This window comes from Streptomyces sp. NBC_00443, from assembly GCF_036014175.1.
In the GTDB taxonomy this organism is placed as follows: domain Bacteria; phylum Actinomycetota; class Actinomycetes; order Streptomycetales; family Streptomycetaceae; genus Streptomyces.
Map to the genome: position 1 here is coordinate 239842 of NZ_CP107917.1, position 17960 is coordinate 257801.

The 17960-nt window shown below is 69.8% G+C and carries 17 protein-coding genes; 3 read left to right on the top strand and 14 right to left on the bottom strand.

Annotated features, from left to right (window positions below; translation table 11 throughout):
• Positions 1 to 169: 169 nt before the first annotated feature.
• Positions 170 to 358, top strand: coding sequence for a peptidoglycan-binding domain-containing protein (locus tag OHO27_RS01135; protein ID WP_246101121.1), 189 nt, complete (start codon positions 170 to 172; stop codon positions 356 to 358).
• A gap of 216 nt (positions 359 to 574) precedes the next feature.
• On the opposite strand, the gene OHO27_RS01140 is transcribed toward OHO27_RS01135, so the two are convergent.
• The 13 genes from OHO27_RS01140 to OHO27_RS01200 all read right to left on the bottom strand — a co-directional run bounded on the left by OHO27_RS01140 (position 575) and on the right by OHO27_RS01200 (position 14746).
• Complete coding sequence (locus tag OHO27_RS01140; RefSeq protein WP_328419414.1) at positions 575 to 1834, bottom strand: helix-turn-helix domain-containing protein; 1260 nt, start codon at positions 1832 to 1834, stop codon at positions 575 to 577.
• A gap of 8 nt (positions 1835 to 1842) precedes the next feature.
• Positions 1843 to 3258, bottom strand: coding sequence for a phytoene desaturase family protein (locus OHO27_RS01145; RefSeq protein WP_328419416.1), 1416 nt, complete (start codon positions 3256 to 3258; stop codon positions 1843 to 1845).
• On the bottom strand, positions 3251 to 4990 hold the full coding sequence (locus tag OHO27_RS01150) for a DUF3556 domain-containing protein (RefSeq protein WP_328419418.1): 1740 nt from the start codon (positions 4988 to 4990) through the stop codon (positions 3251 to 3253). The genes OHO27_RS01145 and OHO27_RS01150 overlap by 8 nt, the downstream gene beginning before the upstream one ends.
• A gap of 19 nt (positions 4991 to 5009) precedes the next feature.
• Positions 5010 to 6476 carry a class I adenylate-forming enzyme family protein gene (locus tag OHO27_RS01155; RefSeq protein ID WP_328419420.1) on the bottom strand — a complete coding sequence of 489 codons (1467 nt, stop codon included), beginning with the start codon at positions 6474 to 6476 and terminating at the stop codon, positions 5010 to 5012.
• Between the two features lie 595 nt (positions 6477 to 7071).
• Entirely contained in the window at positions 7072 to 8295 is a 1224-nt protein-coding gene (locus tag OHO27_RS01160; RefSeq protein WP_328419422.1) for an acyl-CoA dehydrogenase family protein, read from the bottom strand.
• Entirely contained in the window at positions 8292 to 9248 is a 957-nt protein-coding gene (locus tag OHO27_RS01165; protein ID WP_328419423.1) for a 3-hydroxyacyl-CoA dehydrogenase NAD-binding domain-containing protein, read from the bottom strand. Before OHO27_RS01165 ends, OHO27_RS01160 begins: the two co-directional genes overlap by 4 nt.
• A 37-nt stretch (positions 9249 to 9285) precedes the next feature.
• Positions 9286 to 10050 carry an acetoacetate decarboxylase gene (locus OHO27_RS01170; protein WP_328419424.1) on the bottom strand — a complete coding sequence of 255 codons (765 nt, stop codon included), beginning with the start codon at positions 10048 to 10050 and terminating at the stop codon, positions 9286 to 9288.
• A 28-nt stretch (positions 10051 to 10078) separates the two neighbouring features.
• Complete coding sequence (locus OHO27_RS01175; RefSeq protein WP_128429956.1) at positions 10079 to 10849, bottom strand: crotonase/enoyl-CoA hydratase family protein; 771 nt, start codon at positions 10847 to 10849, stop codon at positions 10079 to 10081.
• Positions 10850 to 10875: 26 nt separating this feature from the next.
• Positions 10876 to 12045 carry a CaiB/BaiF CoA transferase family protein gene (locus OHO27_RS01180; protein ID WP_328419429.1) on the bottom strand — a complete coding sequence of 390 codons (1170 nt, stop codon included), beginning with the start codon at positions 12043 to 12045 and terminating at the stop codon, positions 10876 to 10878.
• Between the two features lie 119 nt (positions 12046 to 12164).
• Positions 12165 to 13085, bottom strand: coding sequence for a LysR family transcriptional regulator (locus OHO27_RS01185; RefSeq protein WP_328419431.1), 921 nt, complete (start codon positions 13083 to 13085; stop codon positions 12165 to 12167).
• Positions 13086 to 13208: 123 nt separating this feature from the next.
• A complete protein-coding gene (locus tag OHO27_RS01190; protein ID WP_328419433.1) occupies positions 13209 to 13550 on the bottom strand; it encodes a hypothetical protein in 342 nt (113 codons plus the stop codon).
• Between the two features lie 354 nt (positions 13551 to 13904).
• Positions 13905 to 14396: a hypothetical protein gene (locus OHO27_RS01195; RefSeq protein WP_328419435.1), complete on the bottom strand. Its 492-nt coding sequence runs from the start codon at positions 14394 to 14396 to the stop codon at positions 13905 to 13907.
• Complete coding sequence (locus OHO27_RS01200) at positions 14393 to 14746, bottom strand: VOC family protein (RefSeq protein WP_328419437.1); 354 nt, start codon at positions 14744 to 14746, stop codon at positions 14393 to 14395. Before OHO27_RS01200 ends, OHO27_RS01195 begins: the two co-directional genes overlap by 4 nt.
• A 391-nt stretch (positions 14747 to 15137) precedes the next feature.
• On the opposite strand from OHO27_RS01200, the gene OHO27_RS01205 reads away from it, so the two are divergent.
• Together OHO27_RS01205 and OHO27_RS43030 are read left to right on the top strand one after the other, a co-directional pair.
• On the top strand, positions 15138 to 15362 hold the full coding sequence (locus OHO27_RS01205; protein WP_328419439.1) for a hypothetical protein: 225 nt from the start codon (positions 15138 to 15140) through the stop codon (positions 15360 to 15362).
• 292 nt (positions 15363 to 15654) lie between these two features.
• Positions 15655 to 15786 carry a hypothetical protein gene (locus tag OHO27_RS43030; RefSeq protein WP_443059501.1) on the top strand — a complete coding sequence of 44 codons (132 nt, stop codon included), beginning with the start codon at positions 15655 to 15657 and terminating at the stop codon, positions 15784 to 15786.
• 1466 nt (positions 15787 to 17252) lie between these two features.
• On the opposite strand, the gene OHO27_RS01215 is transcribed toward OHO27_RS43030, so the two are convergent.
• Positions 17253 to 17690, bottom strand: a complete 438-nt coding sequence (locus tag OHO27_RS01215; protein ID WP_328419441.1) for a hypothetical protein — start codon at positions 17688 to 17690, stop codon at positions 17253 to 17255.
• Between the last annotated feature and the right edge of the window lie 270 nt (positions 17691 to 17960).

Consider the following 17960-nt stretch of genomic DNA (forward strand, 5'->3'; position numbering starts at 1 on the left):
CCCCCCCCCCGCCTCACTGGGACAGCCGGACCTGCCCCTGCCTGAGACGCCCGCACCCGCGGTCCCGTCCCCGCCTTCCGGGCAACCGGGCCGGCCGACGCCTGGCAACACCTCTCTCCCCGAGATCCCGGGCACCGGGGTACTGCGCATCGGCGACAGTGGCCATGGGGTGTACGAGTTGCAGGTACGTCTGCTCCAGATCCCGCACGCCTACCCGGGCGGTGCCATCGACGGCCGCTTCGACACCGAGGTGCAACAGGCCGTGGCCCGGTTCCAGGAGCGGTACGGCATTCGCGGGGACGAGACCGGCGTCTACGGCGACAACACCCGGCACGCTCTCATGCTGCGCACCAAGTAGTCGCCGACAGCCCTGCGTCGGACGCCAGGCAAGTCCTGGGCGGACCCGCCGCGCCACTGCGGCGCACACGCCCGGCTGCTTCTGCCCGACGCCCCTCCGGCTGCATACGCCCCGACGCGTCGTCACCCGGCCGTCGCCGAGTTCGTCCAGCGGACCCGCGACCAGGGACCGAAGGTGCGGGCCGGTCAGGCCGCTGGTGTTGCCGCCCGCGCCCCGTCATCGCCGCTTGCGGCGCAGGACCTTCGCCCCGTGCCAGTGGCACACGTTGAGAGCGAAGTGGAGGTCGAAAGCGTCGGCGTCCAGGTTGAGGTGGTGGTGGTCGACGGCCCGCTGGACACGGTAGTGGACGGTGTTGCGGTGGACCATCAGCTGGTCCGCGGTGGCGGCGTAGCTGCGATTGGTGGCGAGGAAGACGCGCAGCGTCTCGCGGATGAGTTCGCAGCGGGCGTCGTCCACGGCGAGGTCGCCGAGGGTGTCGGAGACGAAGTCGGCCAGTTCGCGAGGCTCGTCGACCAGCAGGGCGACGGGGGCGACGCGGGCGAAGGCGACCACCCGCGGGGCGCCGGGCCCCGCTGAGAGGGCGAGGGCCTTGGCGCGGGCGGCGGCGCGTGTGCTGCGGCGGAAGCCGTCGAGTCCCGGTCGGACAATGCCGAGAGCGGCCCGGACCGGGATCGCGGCGGCGGCGAGTTCGGCGGCGGCCGTGTCGGGGTCCACGCGGCAGTCGGGTCTGACGGCCAGCCATATCCGTGCGTGGGCCTCGTCGGTGTGCACGAGCAGGGGGCGGCCCTGGGCGCGCAGCACGGTGTGCAGCAGTGAGGTCAGCCGGTCGAAGACGGCGGCGTTGTCGGTGGTTGCCTCAGTGTCGTGGCGCCAGACCTCGATGGCCAGGTGGCTGCCGGACAACGGGTAGTCGAGGGCGGTCTCGGCCTGCCGCGGATCGACCCGCGGGTTGTCCAGGAGCTGACCCACCCAGTACTGGCGCAGCACACCGCGGGTGTCCACCCAGCGCTCGCGCTCCTCCTCGTAGGCGCGGCCGATCTGGTCGCAGACCCGGTCCAGATAGGCGGAGGTGAGGTGGACGAGGGCGATGACGGTGCCGGCCGGGTCCGGCAGCCCGAGCCGGACCGCCTCCCCGAGCACCAGGTCCAGGCTCTGCGCATGGCCCAGGCGGTAGGCGCGCAGCAGGGCCGAGAGCGGAACGTCGCGCTGGGCGAGCCGGCGTGCGTACGAGACGGCCGAGGCGGGGGCGTCCACGGTCAGCGGATCGATCCGGTTGATGATCACGTGCAGGGCGGTGACGATGTTCTCGGTGATGCTGGCTTCCAGGAGTCCGTGCAGCGGCTCGTCGTGTTCCAGCTGGGATATCTCCGCCTCGGTGGTGGCGACCAGCTTGGCGATGAACTCGTCCCGGTGCGCCTGCACCACCTGGGCCGCGAGGACGACCGGATCGGGTGCCCCGTCCGCCGGCCGCTGCACGGGGCCGTTCACAGGGCCAGATACCGCAGCGCGGAGCGGGCGGCGTTCGCACCGCACATGCCGTGCACGCCGGCGCCGGGCGGGGTGGCCGCCGAGCACAGATAGACGCCGGGGATGCCGGTGCTGTAGGGGTCGGCGGCCAGGCGGGGGCGCAGCACTACCTGCCGTGCGCTGTTGGCACCGGCGACGATGTCACCGCCGACGAAGTTCGTGTTGTATTGGGCCAGTTCGGCGGTCGAGCGCACCGCCAGCCCCACGATCCGTTCTCTGAAGCCCGGCGCGAACCGCTCGATCTGGCGCAGCACGGCCTCGGTGGCGTCACCGGAGTAACCATGCGGGACGTGGGCGTACGCCCAGACGGGGTGGACGTCGTCGCGGGAGCGGCCGGGGTCGGCCAGGTACTGCTGGCCGACCAGGACGAACGGGCGCTCGGGCATCCGCCCGCCGGCGGTCTGCGCCTCCGTGCGGACGACCTCCTCCAGGGTGCCGCCCAGGTGCACGGTGCCGGCGCGGCGGCATGCCTCATGGGTCCAGGGGATGCCGTCCTGGACGGCGAGGTCCACCTTGAAGGCCGCAGGGCCGTGCCGCCACCCGCGGTAGGCCCGGCGCACCCGTCCGGGCAGCCGGTCGCCGCAGATGCGGGCCGCGGCGCCGGGCGCGGTGTCGAGCATGACGATCCGGGCCGGGGCGAGTTCGGCCAGGGAGGCGACCCGCACGCCCGTCTGGATGGTCCCGCCGAGCTGGGCGAGGAGTGCGGCCAGGGCATCGGTGATGGTCCGTGACCCGCCGCGGGCGACCGGCCAGCCGAAGCGGTGGGCGGCGCCGACGAGCATCAGCCCGACTGCGGAACTGGCCGGCCCGGTCAGCGGATACATCAGGTGCGCCGCCGCTCCCGCGAACAGCGCCCTGGCTTCCTCGGTGCGCCAGCGCCGGGCCACCGCCGTGGCCGGCTGGAGCGCCCGCAGCCCGAAGCGGGCCAGCGCCACCGGGTGGGCGGGCAGATGAGGCACCGGGCGCAGCACATCTGCGGTGAGCGCGTCGAAGTCGGCGGCCAGCGGGGCGAACAGCCGCTGCCAGGCCGGGCCGTCCGCGCCGAGCCCGCGCACGGTCGCCTCCAGGGAGCGGACCAGCACCCCGGCCCGCCCGCCGTCCAGCGGGTGGGCCAGATCGACCTCGGGCCACGCCCAGTCGACGCCGTACCGCTCCAGGCCGAGTGTCCGCAGGAAGGGCGAGCCGACGCCCAGCGGGTGGACCGCGGAGCAGTGGTCGTGCAGCAGTCCGGGCAGGGTCAGCTCGCTGCTGCGAGTGCCGCCGCCGATCTCGTCGGCGGCCTCCAGGACGGTCACCTTCAGGCCTCGCTGGGCCAGGGCTACGGCGGCGGCCAGCCCGTTCGGGCCGGCCCCCACCACGATCGCGTCACTCATGCGCGGCCGCCACCTCGGTCGCCGGTCGCGGTGTGGCGACGGGCTCGACGGGAAACGCCGACGTCTCGTCGAGCCAGGGTTGCCGGGTCACCATCTCCCCTACCTTCACATGGCCCTCCTCGATCAGGCCGGTCGCCGCGTCCACGATGCGGTAGTGCTGGCTCTGACGGTGCGTCGGCTGTGACTCGAGCAGGACGACGCGCAGGTCGCCCGGCGCGAAGCCGCACCGCTGCTGGACGGCGGCGATCAGCTGCTCGTCGTGCAGATGGCCGTCGCCGAAGTTCCAGCCGAGGACCGCTCCCGCCACCGTCTCGCCGTCCCGCACATCGTAGGCCTCCACGTCGTCCAGGGCCCGCGGCAGCAGTCCGACCAGCGCCCGGCCGTGGCTGTGCATCGCCCGCCAGGCCAGCCCCTGGTGCAGCACCAGCTCGGCGGCCTCGGCACCGTACAGGCGGGTGAGCTGGTCGACGGGCAGACCGGACGCCTTGACGATGTGCTCGCCCAGCCGCTGCTCGGTGCCCTTACGGAAACACCAGAGGCTGGTGGCCCAGTTGCCGGCGTAGTAGCGCATCGAGGGCAGGAACGACACCAGGTCGGGGCGGACATGGCCGAGCACCGGGACCGCCACCAGGCTCAGCACCAGCACCGCGGCAAGCAGCGGGGAGTGCAGGGCGAAGGCGCCGACCGCGGCGTCGTGGCCGAAGAGGACGAGCGCGGAATAGATGAAGAAGACGTTCCACTCCAGCGGCACGCCCATCGGGAAGGTCGACATGATGTGGAGGTGGAAGACGACCATCACGGTCAGGGCGATCGTGGTGACGGGCCCGCCGTGCGACAGCACCAGGACCAGGGGCACCACGTACTCGATGACCGTGCCGCCGTGCGCGGCCGCGGCGGCGAGAGCGGACGGCCGGAGATCGTCGGGGTAGTGCCGGTACAGCCGGCGCTTGAACCAGGCCGGGCGCAGCGGACTGTTGCTGATCATCACCGCCACCACGAACGGGAAGTGGCGGTTGAGCTTGGAGGAGGCGGCGCCCCACCACAGGGCGAGCATGACCAGTTTCAGCGCGGCGGTCTGGTCGGTTACTGGGAAGAGGAAGACCAGCAGCGTCAGCCCGTAGTGCTCCGCGCGGGCGGCCAGGAAGACGGTCTTGTCGCGCAGCCCGAGCAGCGCGAGCAGCGTCGCGAGGACGGCGACGCGCCACGGTGCCAACACGCCACCACCGCCGGCGTCGCCCGGCGTGAACAGCAGCCACACCGCCGCGCCCAACACCGCGGCGTACAGCGTCACATCGGCGGCCGTACGCCGCGTCCCGGAGGTGAACGGGATCCTGCCCGGCCACGGAGGCAGCCGTACGGTGCCCGGGCGCAGCCAGTGCAGGAAGGCGCCGACCGGCGGCAGGAAGTGCGAGCTCAGCGGGCCCGAGCCGCAGCCGAGGCCCAGAACCTCGTACAACAGCGTCCAGACGACGAGTTTCTGATAGACGATCGGCTCCGCCCACCAGGAACCGAAGTCCGCGATGCCGCCGATACGGGGCGTCGCGGAGACGACCGCGATGCCGCCGAGCGCGTACGCGGTGATCTTCACCAGGTGCAGCAGGTGAACGACGCCGGGAGTGCCGAAGCCGTGCATGGCCCAGTGCTGGGCCAGCGGCCTGATGCGCTGGTGGTAGGGGCGGGTGCGCCACTGCCGTACGTCGATGTCCGCCGTGTTCGGTGCGAGGAATCCCATGACTGCCTCCCGTTCCCGTTCAGCCGGCCGTGGTGAGGGCGCTGGTGGCGGCGGCCCTGGCCCGCAGTGCGGGTTTGTCCGTCTTGCCGACGGGGTTCCTCGGCAGTCCGTCGACGAGGGTGATCTCGGTGGGCACCTTGAACCTGGCCATCCGGGCCCGGCAGTGTTCGAGCAGGTCGCTGGTATCTGCCGCCGCGCCCGGGCGCAGTGCGACAAAGGCCACCGGCACCTCGCCGAGCCGCTCGTCGGCGGCGCCCACCACGGCGGCTTCGAGCACGTCGGGGTGGTCGCCGAGGACGGTCTCGATCTCCTTGGGGTAGATGTTCTCCCCACCTCGGATGATCATGTCTTTGATGCGGTCGACCAGCACCAGATAGCCGTCCTCGTCGAAGCGGCCGACGTCACCCGTGTGCAGCCAGCCATCGACCACGGTGCGGGCGGTCTCCAGCGGGCGGCCCAGGTAGCCACGCATCACGTTGGGCCCGCGCACCACCACCTCGCCGGTCGCTCCGGGCGGCGTGATCCGGCCCTGCGGATCCATCACGGCGACCTGCTGGCCGGGCAGCGGCAATCCGACCGTGCCGGGCTTGCGCGGACCGTCCAGTGGGTTGGTGGTGGAGGCGCAGGTGCCCTCGGACAGTCCGTAGCCCTCCAGGATCGGGATGCTGTAGCGCCGCTCGAACCGCTCGATGAGCGCGGGCGGCATCGGGGCCGCGCCACAGGCGGCGAACCGCACCGAGGACGTGTCGGGCGCGGCCTGGTCCGGCAGTTCGGCGAGCATCGAGTAGATCGCCGGAACCGCGGAGAAGCAGGTCGGGCGGACCGATGCGATCAGATCGAAGAAGGTCTCCGCCCGGAACCGTCCGGCCACCGTGACCTGGCTGCCGGCCAGCAGCGGGGACAGCACGCCGACCACGATCCCGTTGACGTGGAACAGCGGCAGGATCAGCAGGCTGTGGTCGGTCTCGGACAGCCGGGCGGCGCCGATCATCATCCCCGCCATGGCGGCGAGGTTGGCGTGGTCGAGCATCACGCCCTTGGGGCTCCCGGTGCTGCCGCTGGTGTAGATCAGCAGGGCGAGCGCGTCCGCGTCCGTCTCCGGCGCGGCCCTGTTTTCGGGCCCGGTGGCCAGCTCGGCCACCGTGACCGCCCCGGTGAGCGGCGACGGCTCTGCGGTGACGACCACGGCGGCATCCGCGTCATCGAGCTGGTGGCGCCTCTCGGTCTCGGCCAGCGCCGGGTTGACCGGGGTCACCGTCGCGCCGAGCCGCCAGGCGGCGAACAGCGCGACGACGAAGTCGGCTGTGTTGGGCAACAGCAGCGCCACCACGTCCCCGCGTCCGACGCCCCGCGCCCGCAGAGCCGCTGCGGCTCGCCGGACGCGGCGAATGAACGCCGCATTGTCGAGAGTTGACACATCATCAGCGATACAGGGACCGTCCGCGTCCCGCCGGGCTCGCAGATCTGGCAGTTCCGCGATGTGCATGTCGGCTCCTCGAAGTACGTCGACGGACGTCGGCCGGACGGGGTTCGCGTCCCTGGGAAGGCGGGACGGATGTCCGGTACGTGAGGAGAGACGGTACGAATCGGCGGTGCTCCCGGCCCATGGGCGCGGACGACGATGCTCGGGGCGGCACTTGTGCGCAGCGCACAGGGCGGGTGCCGGGCGGCGCCGGTCGCGCACCGCGCCGAGGGCCGCATTGCTCCGGATGCGGCAGCATGAGCGGGACTCCGGGACGGGCAGCACAAGCGCAACTCCTGGGCGCGGCAGAACACGCGCACTCCGGGGCGCGGCAACGCGAGCGCGACTTCCCGGCTGGAACGGCAAGAGTGCACCTCCCGGCCGGATGGCCTCGAGCGCGACTTCCGGCCGCGCGGGCAGCAGGGGATCGTGGCCGGATACGCACATGCGCGGCTCCTGGCCCAAGCACCACAGCACAGCCCGCGACCGGGGGCACATGCACCCCCTCGCGGCCCGGCACAAGCCCACCTCATGGCCACGGCAGCGCCTGCGCACTGGTCCGCGCCGACCCCGAGGACACTGCACTCGGAGCCGGCGCGGGGCCTGTGGGAGCCGACGGTCAGATGAAGGCGCTCTCGCCGGTGACCGCCTTGCCGACGATGAGGGTGTTCATCTCGCGGGTGCCTTCGAAGGAGTAGATCGCCTCGGCGTCGGCGAAGAAGCGGGCGATGCCGTAGTCGAGGACGATGCCGTTGCCGCCGAAGATCTCCCGGCACCACCCCACCACCTCGCGCATCCGCGAGGTGACGAACGCCTTCGCCAGCGAGGAGTGCTCGTCCCGGAAGACGCCCGCGTCCTGCAGTCGCGCGAGCTGGACCAGCATGCCCCAGCAGGCGGTGATGTTGCCGAGGCTCTTGACCAGCAGGTCCTGCACCATCTGGAACCGCGCGATCGGGCGGCCGAACTGCCGGCGCTGCTTGGCGTAGTCGAGCGCCAGCTCGTAGGCGCCGATCATCACGCCGAGGGCCTGCCAGGCGACCCCGCTGCGGGTGGCGCGGAGGATCTCGGCCACATCGCGGAAGGAGTCGATCCGTTGCAGCCGGTTGGCCTCGGGCACCTTGACGTCGGTCAGGGTGATCTCGGCGTTCTCCACGATCCTGAACGCGATCTTGTTCTCGATCTTGACCGGGGAGAAGCCCGGGGTGCCCTTCTCCACCACGAAGCCCTTGACCTTGTCGTCCGCCTCGTCGCGGGCCCAGACCACCACCAGGTCGGCGAACGTCGCGTTGCCGATCCACCGCTTGGCACCGTTGAGCACCCAGTTCTCGCCGTCCCGGCGGGCGGTGGTGCGCATGCCGCCGGCCACGTCGGAGCCGCCGAGCGGTTCGGTCATCGCGAAGGCGCCGATGGTGTCCAGCGCGGCCATCGAGGGCAGCCAGCGGTCCCGCTGTTCCTGGTCGCCACCGCGGTAGATGCTGTACATCGCCAGACCGTTGTGCACGCCGAAGAAGGTGGCGCTGGAGGCGTCGGTGCGGGTGTACTCCATCGAGAGCATGCCGACCAGCAGATTGCTCCCGGCCGGTGAGGGATCGCCGTAGCCCTCGTAGGGGACACCGGCGAGTCCGAGTTCGCGGAACCTGCCGATGAGTTCGCGGGGGAACTCCCCCTTGGCCCAGTACTCGTTGACCAGCGGCTTGACCTCGGTGCGCATGAACGCCCGGGCGCGCAGCAGCAGTTCCCGCTCGTGCGGCGGCAGCAGCGACTCGACGTCGTAGAAGTCCGCGGCCAGCCGTTCGTCGACGGAAGCGGTCTCGGAAGCCTTTTCGGGCAGTACGGCGGTCATGAGCGGGTCTCCTTCTCGATGCTGGTGGCGCTGTCCCGGGCGGACAGCACGGCGAACTGCTGGGCGTCGCGTTCCCGGCTGAGGTCGGCGTAGGAGCGGGAGCCGTAGGCGTCCTCGACGGCGGCGACGAGTCGTTCGGTCTGTTCGGGGCTCTGCTCGGGGCGGCCGAGCGCGTCCCACATCTGCTGCATGGACACGCCGATGTGCTCGGCCATGTGCCGGTAGCCACCGGGGCCGCCGCCGAGGTGCGCGCCGAGGAACGGCCCTACTGTCGCCCAGCGCAGGCCGAGTGAGTTCACCATCACGGTGTCCAGCTCCGCCGGGCTGACGACGCCCTGCTCGACGAGGTAGATGGCCTCCCGGCTGAGGGCGTTCTGCAGGCGGTTGCCGACGAAGCCGGGGATCTCCTTGCGTTCGACGACCGGGACCCGGCCGACGAAGCGGTAGAACTCCACGGCCCGGGCCACGCTCTCCTGCGAGGTGCACTCTCCGGGCACCACCTCCACCAGCGGGATCAGATGCGGCGGGTTGAAGGGGTGGCCGATCAGGATGCGGCCTGCGTCCTCGATCGTGTCGGTGAACGCCGTCGACGGAATCGCCGAGGAGGAGCTGAGCAGCAGCGCGTGCGCGGGGGCGGCGGCGACCAGGTCGCTGAACAGCTTCCGCTTGAAGGCGACGTTCTCCGGGCCGTTCTCCTGCACGACGTCGGCGTCGCGTACCGCGTCGGCGAGGTCGTCGGCGATGTGCACCCGCTCGGTGAGGCCGCTCACGTCCAGGCCTTGCGCGGCCAGATGGCCGGCGGCCTGGTCGAGTGTCTGGCCGACGGCCTCGGCCAGGTCCGGCCGCGGGTCGGTGATCCGTACCAGCATGCCGTGGCCGGCGAACAGCGCGGCCCAGGACAGGCCGATCGTCCCGGCGCCGACGACCGCGGCGGTGGTGAAGGGCTTGGTCATCACATGTCTTCTCTCTGCGTCCGTGGCCTGGCCCTGCTCACCGAGCGAAGTGGGCGGGGGCGGCGGGGTGGGCCAGGTAGTCGTGGACGGGCTTGACCGGCGCCAGGGTCAGATCGGTCAGGATGTGGCTGGCGGAGACGATCTCGCGGACCGGCAGGTCGGCCAGCGGTGCCAGCGCGTGCGCGAACAGCTCCAGCCGGGCGGAGCCGGTCCAGGCGCCCTTCACCGTGATGTCGGTGATCTCGGTGCGCACCAGTTGGGCGACCTGCGGCGCCCCGTCGAATCCCGGGACCAGCTTCAGCATGTATGTCGGCACACCGACCTGGGCCACGGCCTCCTCGACCGACAACTCGTAGTGCTTGTAGCCCATCGTCGCGGTCGCCACCCGGAGGGTGCCGACGTCGAGGACCCCGACCAGCGCGCCGTGATCGACGTACAGGGCGGGCGAGCCGGCCGTCTTGGGATAGGCACTGGCCTCGCGGCCGGACGTGATGGCCGGGAGGTTGTCCAGGTACATCGCGTGCAGGTACTCTCCGCGCTCCCCCTCATGGCGGACCGGGATCGCCTGGCCGGACTCGGTGTACGGTCCGTACCCGCTGACGTCGCCCATGCGCATGACCTCGAAGCGCACCAGCGGCTCGTCGATCTCCAGTGGTTCGGGTACCACCGCGCGCAGTGCCTCGTGGTCGGTGCGGTAGACGATGTTGAGGTACTCGCGGTTGGTGAAACGCGGCACGACCGGTGGATAGGCCGGGTTGGCCAGCGGCGTCGCGATGTGCCGGGGCACGTCCTGCTGGTTCATGGTGTGTTCTCCCTCGGGTCCTGGGGTCCTACCGGCCCTGCCAGACCGGGGAACGGCGTTCGGTGAAGGCGGTCATGCCCTCGCGTACGTCGGCGGAGGCCGCGAGCGAGGCCATCACCTGCGTCTGCGCGGCGAACGCCGCCTCCTCAGGGGCGCCGTCGGCGGTGCGGACGAGTTCCTTGACGGCGGCGAGGGCCAGTGGGGCGTTCTGTGCGATGCGCTCGGCAAGGCGCAGTGCGGCAGCGACCGTCTCTCCGGCCGGGACCACATGGTTGGCGATGCCCAGTTGTCCGGCGCGTTCGCCGGAGATCGGCTCGCCGGTCAGCAGCAGTTCCATCGCCAGGTGGTAGGGGATGCGCTTGGGCAGCCGGATCACTCCGCCGCCTGCCGCGATCAGTCCGCGGCTGACTTCCGGGAGGCCGAAGCGGGCGTCGTCGGCGGCCACGATCAGGTCGCAGCCGAGGGCCAGTTCGAATCCGCCTCCCATGGCCCAGCCCTCGACGGCGGCGATGAGTGGCTTGGTCGTGCGGGCCTGGGTGAGACCGCCGAAGCCGCGCCCCGGGATCTCGGGCGATTCGCCGGCCAGCGCGGCCTTGAGGTCCATCCCGGCGCTGAACGTGCCCTGGGCGCCGGTGAGTACGCCGACCCGCAGGGCGGGGTCCGTTTCCAGGTGGTCCAGGGCCGCGGACAGTCCGGCGGCGACGGCCGCATCGACCGCGTTGCGCGCCTTGGGCCGGTCGATGGTGATGAGCAGGGTGGAACCGTTGGCCTCGGTCCGCACCTCGGTGGTGCTGTGCATGGTGTGTGTCCTCGGTTGACGGTGGGTCAGCGGCCGGCGGCGAGTTCCCGGAAGACCTCGTCGGTGTGCTGGCCGGGCAGCGGGGCGGGCCGGCGGACCGATCCCGGGGTGGCGGAGAACCGCACCGGGATGCCGATCGAGCGGATGGTGCCTTCGCTGGGGTGGTCGACCACGTCGAGCAGCCCGCCGCCCCGCACATAGGGGTCCTCGGCCGCCCGGTCGAGTTCGAGCACGGGAGCCATCGGAATGCTGTGCTTGGCGCAGACCGAGGCCCACTCCTCGGTGGTCAGGCTCGGCGAGCACTTCCCCACCAGCTCCATCAGCGCGTCGACGTCGTCATCGGCGATGGACTCGCCGTTGACACGCGGGTCCTCGGCCAGATCGGCGCGGTCGACGGCGAGAAAGAAGTCCCGGAAGTTCTGCGGGTTGTACGGGATGACGCAGGCCAGGCCGTCCTTGGTGGGTACCGCTCGGTGGCCCCGCTTCATCGACAGCGGGAACCCGGTGGGGCCCTGCGCGGGTTCGAAGACATGGCCGGCCAGGTGCTCGACGAGGTTGAAGGCGATGAGCGTGTCGGTCATCGGGATCTCTATGTACTGGCCGGTGCCGGTGCGGGCGCGGTGGACGAGCGCGGCGAGCACCGTGTGGACGATGGTCAGCGCGCAGACCTTGTCGCCGATGATCGTCGGGAGGTACACCGGGGTCCCCAGGGCTCGGTTGGCCACGTCGACCAGGCCGGAAGCGGCCTGGACCGTCTCGTCGTAGGCGGCGTTGCCGGCCCGTTCGGAGTCGCTGCGGAAGCCTTGGGCGTGGGCGTAGACCAGGCCGGGGTTGCGGGCGGCGATGGCGGCGTGGTCGAGGCCGAGGCGGGCGAGGGCGCCCGGGCGCATGTTGGTGACCAGTACATCGGCGCTGTCGATCAGTTCCAGGGCCCGTGCCCGGTCGGTGTCGTCCTTCAGGTTCAACGCCACGCTGCGCTTGTTGCGGTTGACGTTGAGGTTGAGCGGGGTCATGCCGGGTGTGGTGCGGTAGGGGCCCACCCGTACCGTGTCGGACGGCGACTCGATCTTGATGACGTCGGCGCCGAGGTCGCCGAGGATCTGCGTCGCGTAGGGCCCCATCACCACCGTTGACAGATCGATCACCCGTACGCCGTCCAGTGGACCTGTGGTGCCGACGGCCGTGATGTCCATCATCACTCCTGTTCCCGATGTTCACGCAGTAATTTCATGGCGAATGTTTCCGCCGACGACGTTATGCGTGAACGAGTTCAGAAGGAATGATCAATTGACGAACGCGGGTGTGACCACAGCGGTCAGACGGACATGACCTCAGTGAATATCTGCCGCGCCAGGGCGGCGACACCGCTCAGGTCGCCGCCCTCGCCCGCCCGGTCCTTGCGGAACAACAGCCCTGTGGGCAGGGCGGGTTGGAAGCCGTCGACCGGCAGCACGGCCACGTTGTCCAGCCGGTACAGGTGCATAGGGCTCTCCGGCGAGAGCATGGTCATCGAGAAGGCGATACCCGAGGAAATCAATTCCGAGGTACCCGAGTAATCCGCCATGTTGATGCGGATTCTTTTCTTCACGCCGCCCGAATTCAGTCGGGCGTCGATTTCCTCGAAATAGGCCGGGGTGGCGTCGTACGGCACCGCCACATAGGAAAGATCGGCCAGCTCTTCGAGGGTGACCGACTCCCGCCCCGCGAACCGGTCGGCAGGCACCGCGGCTCCCAGCCGCTCCCTCATCACCTCGATGATCTCCAGCGCCGGGTCGGAGACCGGCAGCCGGGCCAGCGCCATCGCCAGCTTTCCGTCGTGCACCGCGTCCGCCAGGTCCGCCGAGGTGCCGGGCCAGCGCTTGAGCTCGCACACCTCCTGGCATGCCTCCTCCAGCATCCGGACCCGTTCCCGCAGCAGCGGGTGCACCCCGGCGGGCATCCCGATGAACAGCCGGTCCAGCCGCGGCCGCACCGCCTCGCTCAGCCGCCACGGGATCGAGTTGACCCGCTCGAGGATGTCGCGCGCCATCGGCAGCAGGGCGGCGCCCGCGGGCGTCAGATCGACCCGGTGGGTGGTGCGTTCGAACAGCTCGTGACCGAGCTCGCGTTCCAGATCCTTGATCCGCTGGCTCAGCGGAGAGGCCGCCATGTGCAATCTGCGTGCCGCCTGCGAGAAGTTGAGTTCCTCGGCCACGGCGACGAAGTAACGCAGGTGCAGAATGTCCACGACGGCCACCCTACCGACGTCAACCGAGCCTGGCGGCCGGAGCGTCAAGAGGGTGGCCCGCGCCACTCCGGAAACGTGTGCCGTTCCGCCTCTGCCCGTTTGCCGCGGCTTGCGAGCTCCGGCCGAGGCGGCTCAGCCGAGCAGTTCCGCCCTGCCGGCCGGTTCGCGCCGCTGTTGTCCGTTGATGCGGTGCCGTTCGATGGACGAGCGCCGGTACACCTCCTGCCGCACCCGCTGGATCTCGCCGATGGGCCGGTGCTCCTCCCGGGAGCGCCACGGTGTGATCGACGTGGCGTCGGCGGCCACGAGGTTGTCGTCCCCGCCGATGTCCTGGCGCGGCAGGTCAACCCGGGCGACCGTCACCCAGGGGGACAGCTCCTCGGGCCACTTCACGGAGGTGTTGTCCACCGGCATCCGGGCCAGATCGGTGTTGAGCTGGACCTGGAGCTCGAAGGAGTGGTCGCGCTCCGTCACCTCCGCCCCTTCTCCAACCTCTCAGTCGCCGCGCCGCGAACGGGCATGGTGGCCCGATGCATAGCCGCGCCCCGAACTATGTTGCCCCACCACATGTGCGCCTGACCTGCACGTTTCTACGGTGTGCGAACACCTACCCGTCCCCACCGCACACGAGGAAGTGGCGCACATGTCCTCCGGAACCACCGCTCCCCCACCACCCGCGAACCTCCGTCGCATCGTCGCCGCCAGCCTCATCGGCACCACCATCGAGTGGTACGACTTCTCTCTCTAAGATGTCCTGGCGGCCGCGCAGCGGTGCACCAGCCGCGGGCGCGCTGCCCCCGGGCCCCGTGGTGTGTGTCCGGGGTGGGTTCAGGCCCGTGACACCAAACAAGCACCCTCGCAGCTAGCGGCAGCTTCCCACGCTGAATGCCACTTCGTCTGCCGCGCGGGCCAGGTGCGTGTCTCACCCGTCCTTGCCGGCGGCGCTGATGCAGAAGGGCTGGCCGGAGGGGTCGAGCAGCACGGTCCAGTGCTTGCCGCCGGGTTGGTGGGCGGGTTTGGTGGCGCCAAGCCCGATGAGGCGATTCTCGGCCGCCTCGACATCGCCGAGGCGAGGTCGAGATGGAAGACAAGCTCGTCCTCTGGCCAGTTGGGAGCCTGGAACGACTCGGCTGTATAGAAGACGTACTTCGTTGTGCCGTCGCTGATCATCGTCGCGGCTTCGCCGAAGGTCTGGGTGACCTCCCAGCCGAGGGCAGCGGCGTAGTAGGCGGCGAGCGCCTGTCCGTCACGCCCCCAGATGGCCGCGCACTTCACCATGCCCGCGGCAGCTTCGTCGGTCTGCTCCGTCATGGTGGTCACCGGGCCCGCTTCTGGTTCACGCCGATGACGTAGCCGTCGGGGTCGGTGAAGTAGAAGAGCCTGTCGCCGTGGTGCTCCATCACGTCCTTCTGGACCGTGACCAGGGGCCGGATGCGCTCGACATAGGAGTCGAAGTCGTCGACGGCCAAGTAGAACATGCCGAACGCACCGATAGGGGTGTCCTTGAGAACGGGCAGCCAGCTGCGCAAGTGCTCGTCGCGGTGAACCATGAGCGCGAACTCGCCGTCAAAGAGGAGGATGCGCAGGTCGTCCTCCGGGTCGTTGCCGGCGGGCAGGGCGGAGAAACCGAGCTTCTCGTAGAAGTCCACGGTCGCCTGGGTGTCAGACACGCCCAGGCACGGGGCGATGGTGGGAGGCTTGATGAGGATCACTCCTTGAGGGGAATGCGAGCAGTTGGGCGGAGCTCCTCATGCGCATACGCCTGCCCGAGGACTCCTAGCGGAAGCATTACTTCCGCATAGGACAGTTCTTGACCTATACGGGCATGACCCGCGGGGATTTCACACGGGTGAGGGGCGTCCCGTCGCGAGGGTCGGAGGGGCCGGTTCTGGTCTCGATGCCGGTGGGCCGGTGCAGGTGAGACCGGTCACGGCGTTCCGGTGGGCGCGGCACCCCGGCCCAGTACCGACCCCGGACCGCGACCTCCTCCCAAGGGTCACGAGCCGCTGTGGAGGCGATGGACCCGGACGCGATCCGCCGGCCTCACGCCCCCGTTTCCCTTTGACCCAGGACATAGGGGCACCCCCCCGCAAGCCGATCGCGGGCAGCGTCGCCGCGGACCGGCTCGCCGAAGCGCTCGGCACACCGAACCAGGCCGGCGAGCGAGCCGACGTGGCCGCGTTCATGGTCCTCCGGCTCATCGCACCCGTCCTGCGGGAAAGCGGCTCTTCCCCTGCAGGGGGAAGAGCGGTCGCGGGTACACACACGCTGACCCACCAGCGCTGACCTGCAAGTAGCGCCCACCTGGCGGCGGATCGTGCGCGTGGAAGGCACTTGCGTGACGTGGCGGCCGTGGTCTGCCCGGAGTCCGGCAGTGCAGCGGACCCTCGCGGCCCCGCATGAGCGCGAGGCGCTGCTGCGGTAGGCCGCCGACTGCTCCGACGCCATGCTTTCCTAAGAGCCCGCCCTGAAGGCCCAAGACGGCAGCAGCTCCGGTCCGGTAACAGCCGACTGGCCAGGCCTGCCTGCTCATCTGCCGCCGTCGGGCGGTCGATGAGGCCGGTGGATCGACCACCGCATGGTGATCAACGAGTTCCTGTCCCGGGTCCGGACCGGGGTCCCGTGGCATGATCTGCCGGAACGCTACGGGTCCTTGACCGGGGTGCGGTCTGCTGGGAAGCGTGGCCGAGCGCCAGTCGTACCCAAGTGAACTGCCGATCGCGGGCCACGCTTGAGCTGGAGGTGTACCGGGACGTCGACGACGCGAACAGCGTGTGCCGTAAGTACGCGCGCCTTGAGGTCGTGTCAGTAGCTGCACGCAGCTGGAACGCGTTCAGTCCCGGCGTCTCCTCCAGGTCCAGAGGCGTTGGAGCCAGGTGGTCATTGTCTGTTCTGGCCGTGATGCCCGCACCCACTTGCCTGTCCGCGTCCCTGGATTCGGGCGCCGGGCCTGTCGGGCGAATTGCCTGGATACGTTCGGCGGAATAGCCCCTTCTAAGGCCGATGTACTCGGAGAGTTCCAGCGATTCGACGGCGCACGGGCCGATCTCGTCCAGGGCAGCCTGTCTGCAGGCTTCTGCCAGCCCCGGCCTGCTGTCCAGCCATCGTTCCGTCTGGGCCAGCTCCGCCTGTAGAGCGGCGAGCTCTGCCTCTCGCTCTGCCTTCTCCTCCTGACTCTCCGAGACATAGTGGAACTTCTCGGGTGGATCGGCGGCCTTCCGTAAAGCGAGCTGGACCTTCCTGACCTTCTGGTCCAGCCTGCGCCAGTCGACCTTGCTGGGGTGCTCGCGGACCTCACGGGCGATCTCCGACAGGCGGGCCTGCGCCGTCTCTTCGGCGGCGTCGGTGCGGATCAGCTCCTCAAGGCTCTGCGACCAGGCGCGGTGCGCGTTGGGGTCGACGTGCACGACCTGGGTCATATGGTGTCGCAGCCCATCGATCTGCTTGCGCACAGTCTCAACATCCAGCAGCTGCGCCATACTTCTTGGGGGGTCGTCGGCCTTCCGCCACTCGTATCGCCCGCGCCGCCGCAGAGGTAAGCGTTCCACGAGGTCGGTGAGGCGGGCCCGTTCCTGCAGTTGGATGGCGTCCTCGGGCGAGTAGCCGGGGTGCGACGCGATCTTCTTGCACAGCTTGTAGAGGCTGGTCTCCGGGCGAAGCTGGATCAGAACGTCTGCTCGCTCCCGGAGACAGAGAACGAGAACGGCGGGAAGGCGCATCTCTGCGATACCGAAGAAAGCGGCGCAACGGGACACCGCCTCGGTCCACGCAGCATGCTGCACATCCTTTGGGTATGCCGGACGCGCGACCGGGACACCGCCCCAGACACTATTGGGGGTCAGGACGTTGGTGTGTGCGAAGTCGACGCAGTCGTCGAGCGTCAGGTTCCTCCAGTACCGGGAGATCCGGTCCTCCACACCCGTGTAGTACGGCGTTTCCTCCGGATCGTCCACGAAGTAGGGATCGGGGCAGAGCACTGCGATGCGGTGGCCGGTCACGTCGTGGATGCTGGTCCAGTCTCGCGACAGTTCCTCATGCAAGGATCTGGCTTCTGCGGTGCGGGCGAGGATAACCATGAGACCGAGGTACCCATCGCGTCGCGCAGCGTCGACGATGTAGGGCAGGGCCTCGCGTGTGTTGACTGGGGCCTTCCACATGACGTCTCCGTTCGACCGCTCAGCCCAGACCGGAACCTGTCCCAAAGTTCAGCGTGCCCACGTGGCCGGCCTGAATCACTGGGCCATGCTGCACGCCTCCACTGATCGTGTTCTGAACGTCCATGCCCTGTTCATCGCGTGCCTGGGGCGCCAAGTCGTCAAGGATTGCCTGTAGTTCGGAAGCAGCGTCGGGATTGGCCAGCAGGGTGCGCCGCAGTCGCGTACGCCACTCTGCCTCGACATCCAACACGGTCTGCTCGTCGCCGACTTGCATCGCGGCGACCAGCTCTCCGCGCGAGGTCTCCAGCTCGCCCTCGACATGGTTTTCCTCACTGCCGCGGTGACGCGAAAGGAATGAGACGATTCGGTCACGAGCTTGCGCCCAGGAGTCAGCCGCCATCTGCTGAACGAAGGTCGTGGCGCCTGCGGCGGTAAGTGCGATCAACTCCGCTTCCATCAAACCCCCTTTGGTGCGTGCAGGGTGCCACCGTACCGTTGACACAGCACAGCCGAACGCAGATGCCCGTGGCGCGTGCTGTATTCAACAACGCACGAACGGTGGCGCAGTGCCCGCGACTATGCACGGCCATCGTCGACCGGCTGACCTTCAACGGCACGATCATTGAGACCGGCACCGACTCTTATGGTTCGGGATCATCACCCGGCAGTCCATCCGCCGCGGCACGTTCGCGAGCGTCAACGTCCTGGTCAAACGGATCCTCGTCAA

Excerpts from the sequence above, each read along its gene's own strand:
- OHO27_RS01145 (WP_328419416.1), bottom strand. The coding sequence starts at position 3,258 with ATGAGTGACGCGATCGTGGTGGGGGCCGGCCCGAACGGGCTGGCCGCC.
- OHO27_RS01150 (WP_328419418.1), bottom strand. The coding sequence starts at position 4,990 with ATGGGATTCCTCGCACCGAACACGGCGGACATCGACGTACGGCAGTGG.
- OHO27_RS01155 (WP_328419420.1), bottom strand. The coding sequence starts at position 6,476 with ATGCACATCGCGGAACTGCCAGATCTGCGAGCCCGGCGGGACGCGGAC.
- OHO27_RS01160 (WP_328419422.1), bottom strand. The coding sequence starts at position 8,295 with ATGACCGCCGTACTGCCCGAAAAGGCTTCCGAGACCGCTTCCGTCGAC.
- OHO27_RS01165 (WP_328419423.1), bottom strand. The coding sequence starts at position 9,248 with ATGACCAAGCCCTTCACCACCGCCGCGGTCGTCGGCGCCGGGACGATC.
- OHO27_RS01170 (WP_328419424.1), bottom strand. The coding sequence starts at position 10,050 with ATGAACCAGCAGGACGTGCCCCGGCACATCGCGACGCCGCTGGCCAAC.
- OHO27_RS01175 (WP_128429956.1), bottom strand. The coding sequence starts at position 10,849 with ATGCACAGCACCACCGAGGTGCGGACCGAGGCCAACGGTTCCACCCTG.
- OHO27_RS01180 (WP_328419429.1), bottom strand. The coding sequence starts at position 12,045 with ATGATGGACATCACGGCCGTCGGCACCACAGGTCCACTGGACGGCGTA.
- OHO27_RS43030 (WP_443059501.1), top strand. The coding sequence starts at position 15,655 with ATGGTGATCAACGAGTTCCTGTCCCGGGTCCGGACCGGGGTCCCGTGG.
- OHO27_RS01215 (WP_328419441.1), bottom strand. The coding sequence starts at position 17,690 with ATGGAAGCGGAGTTGATCGCACTTACCGCCGCAGGCGCCACGACCTTC.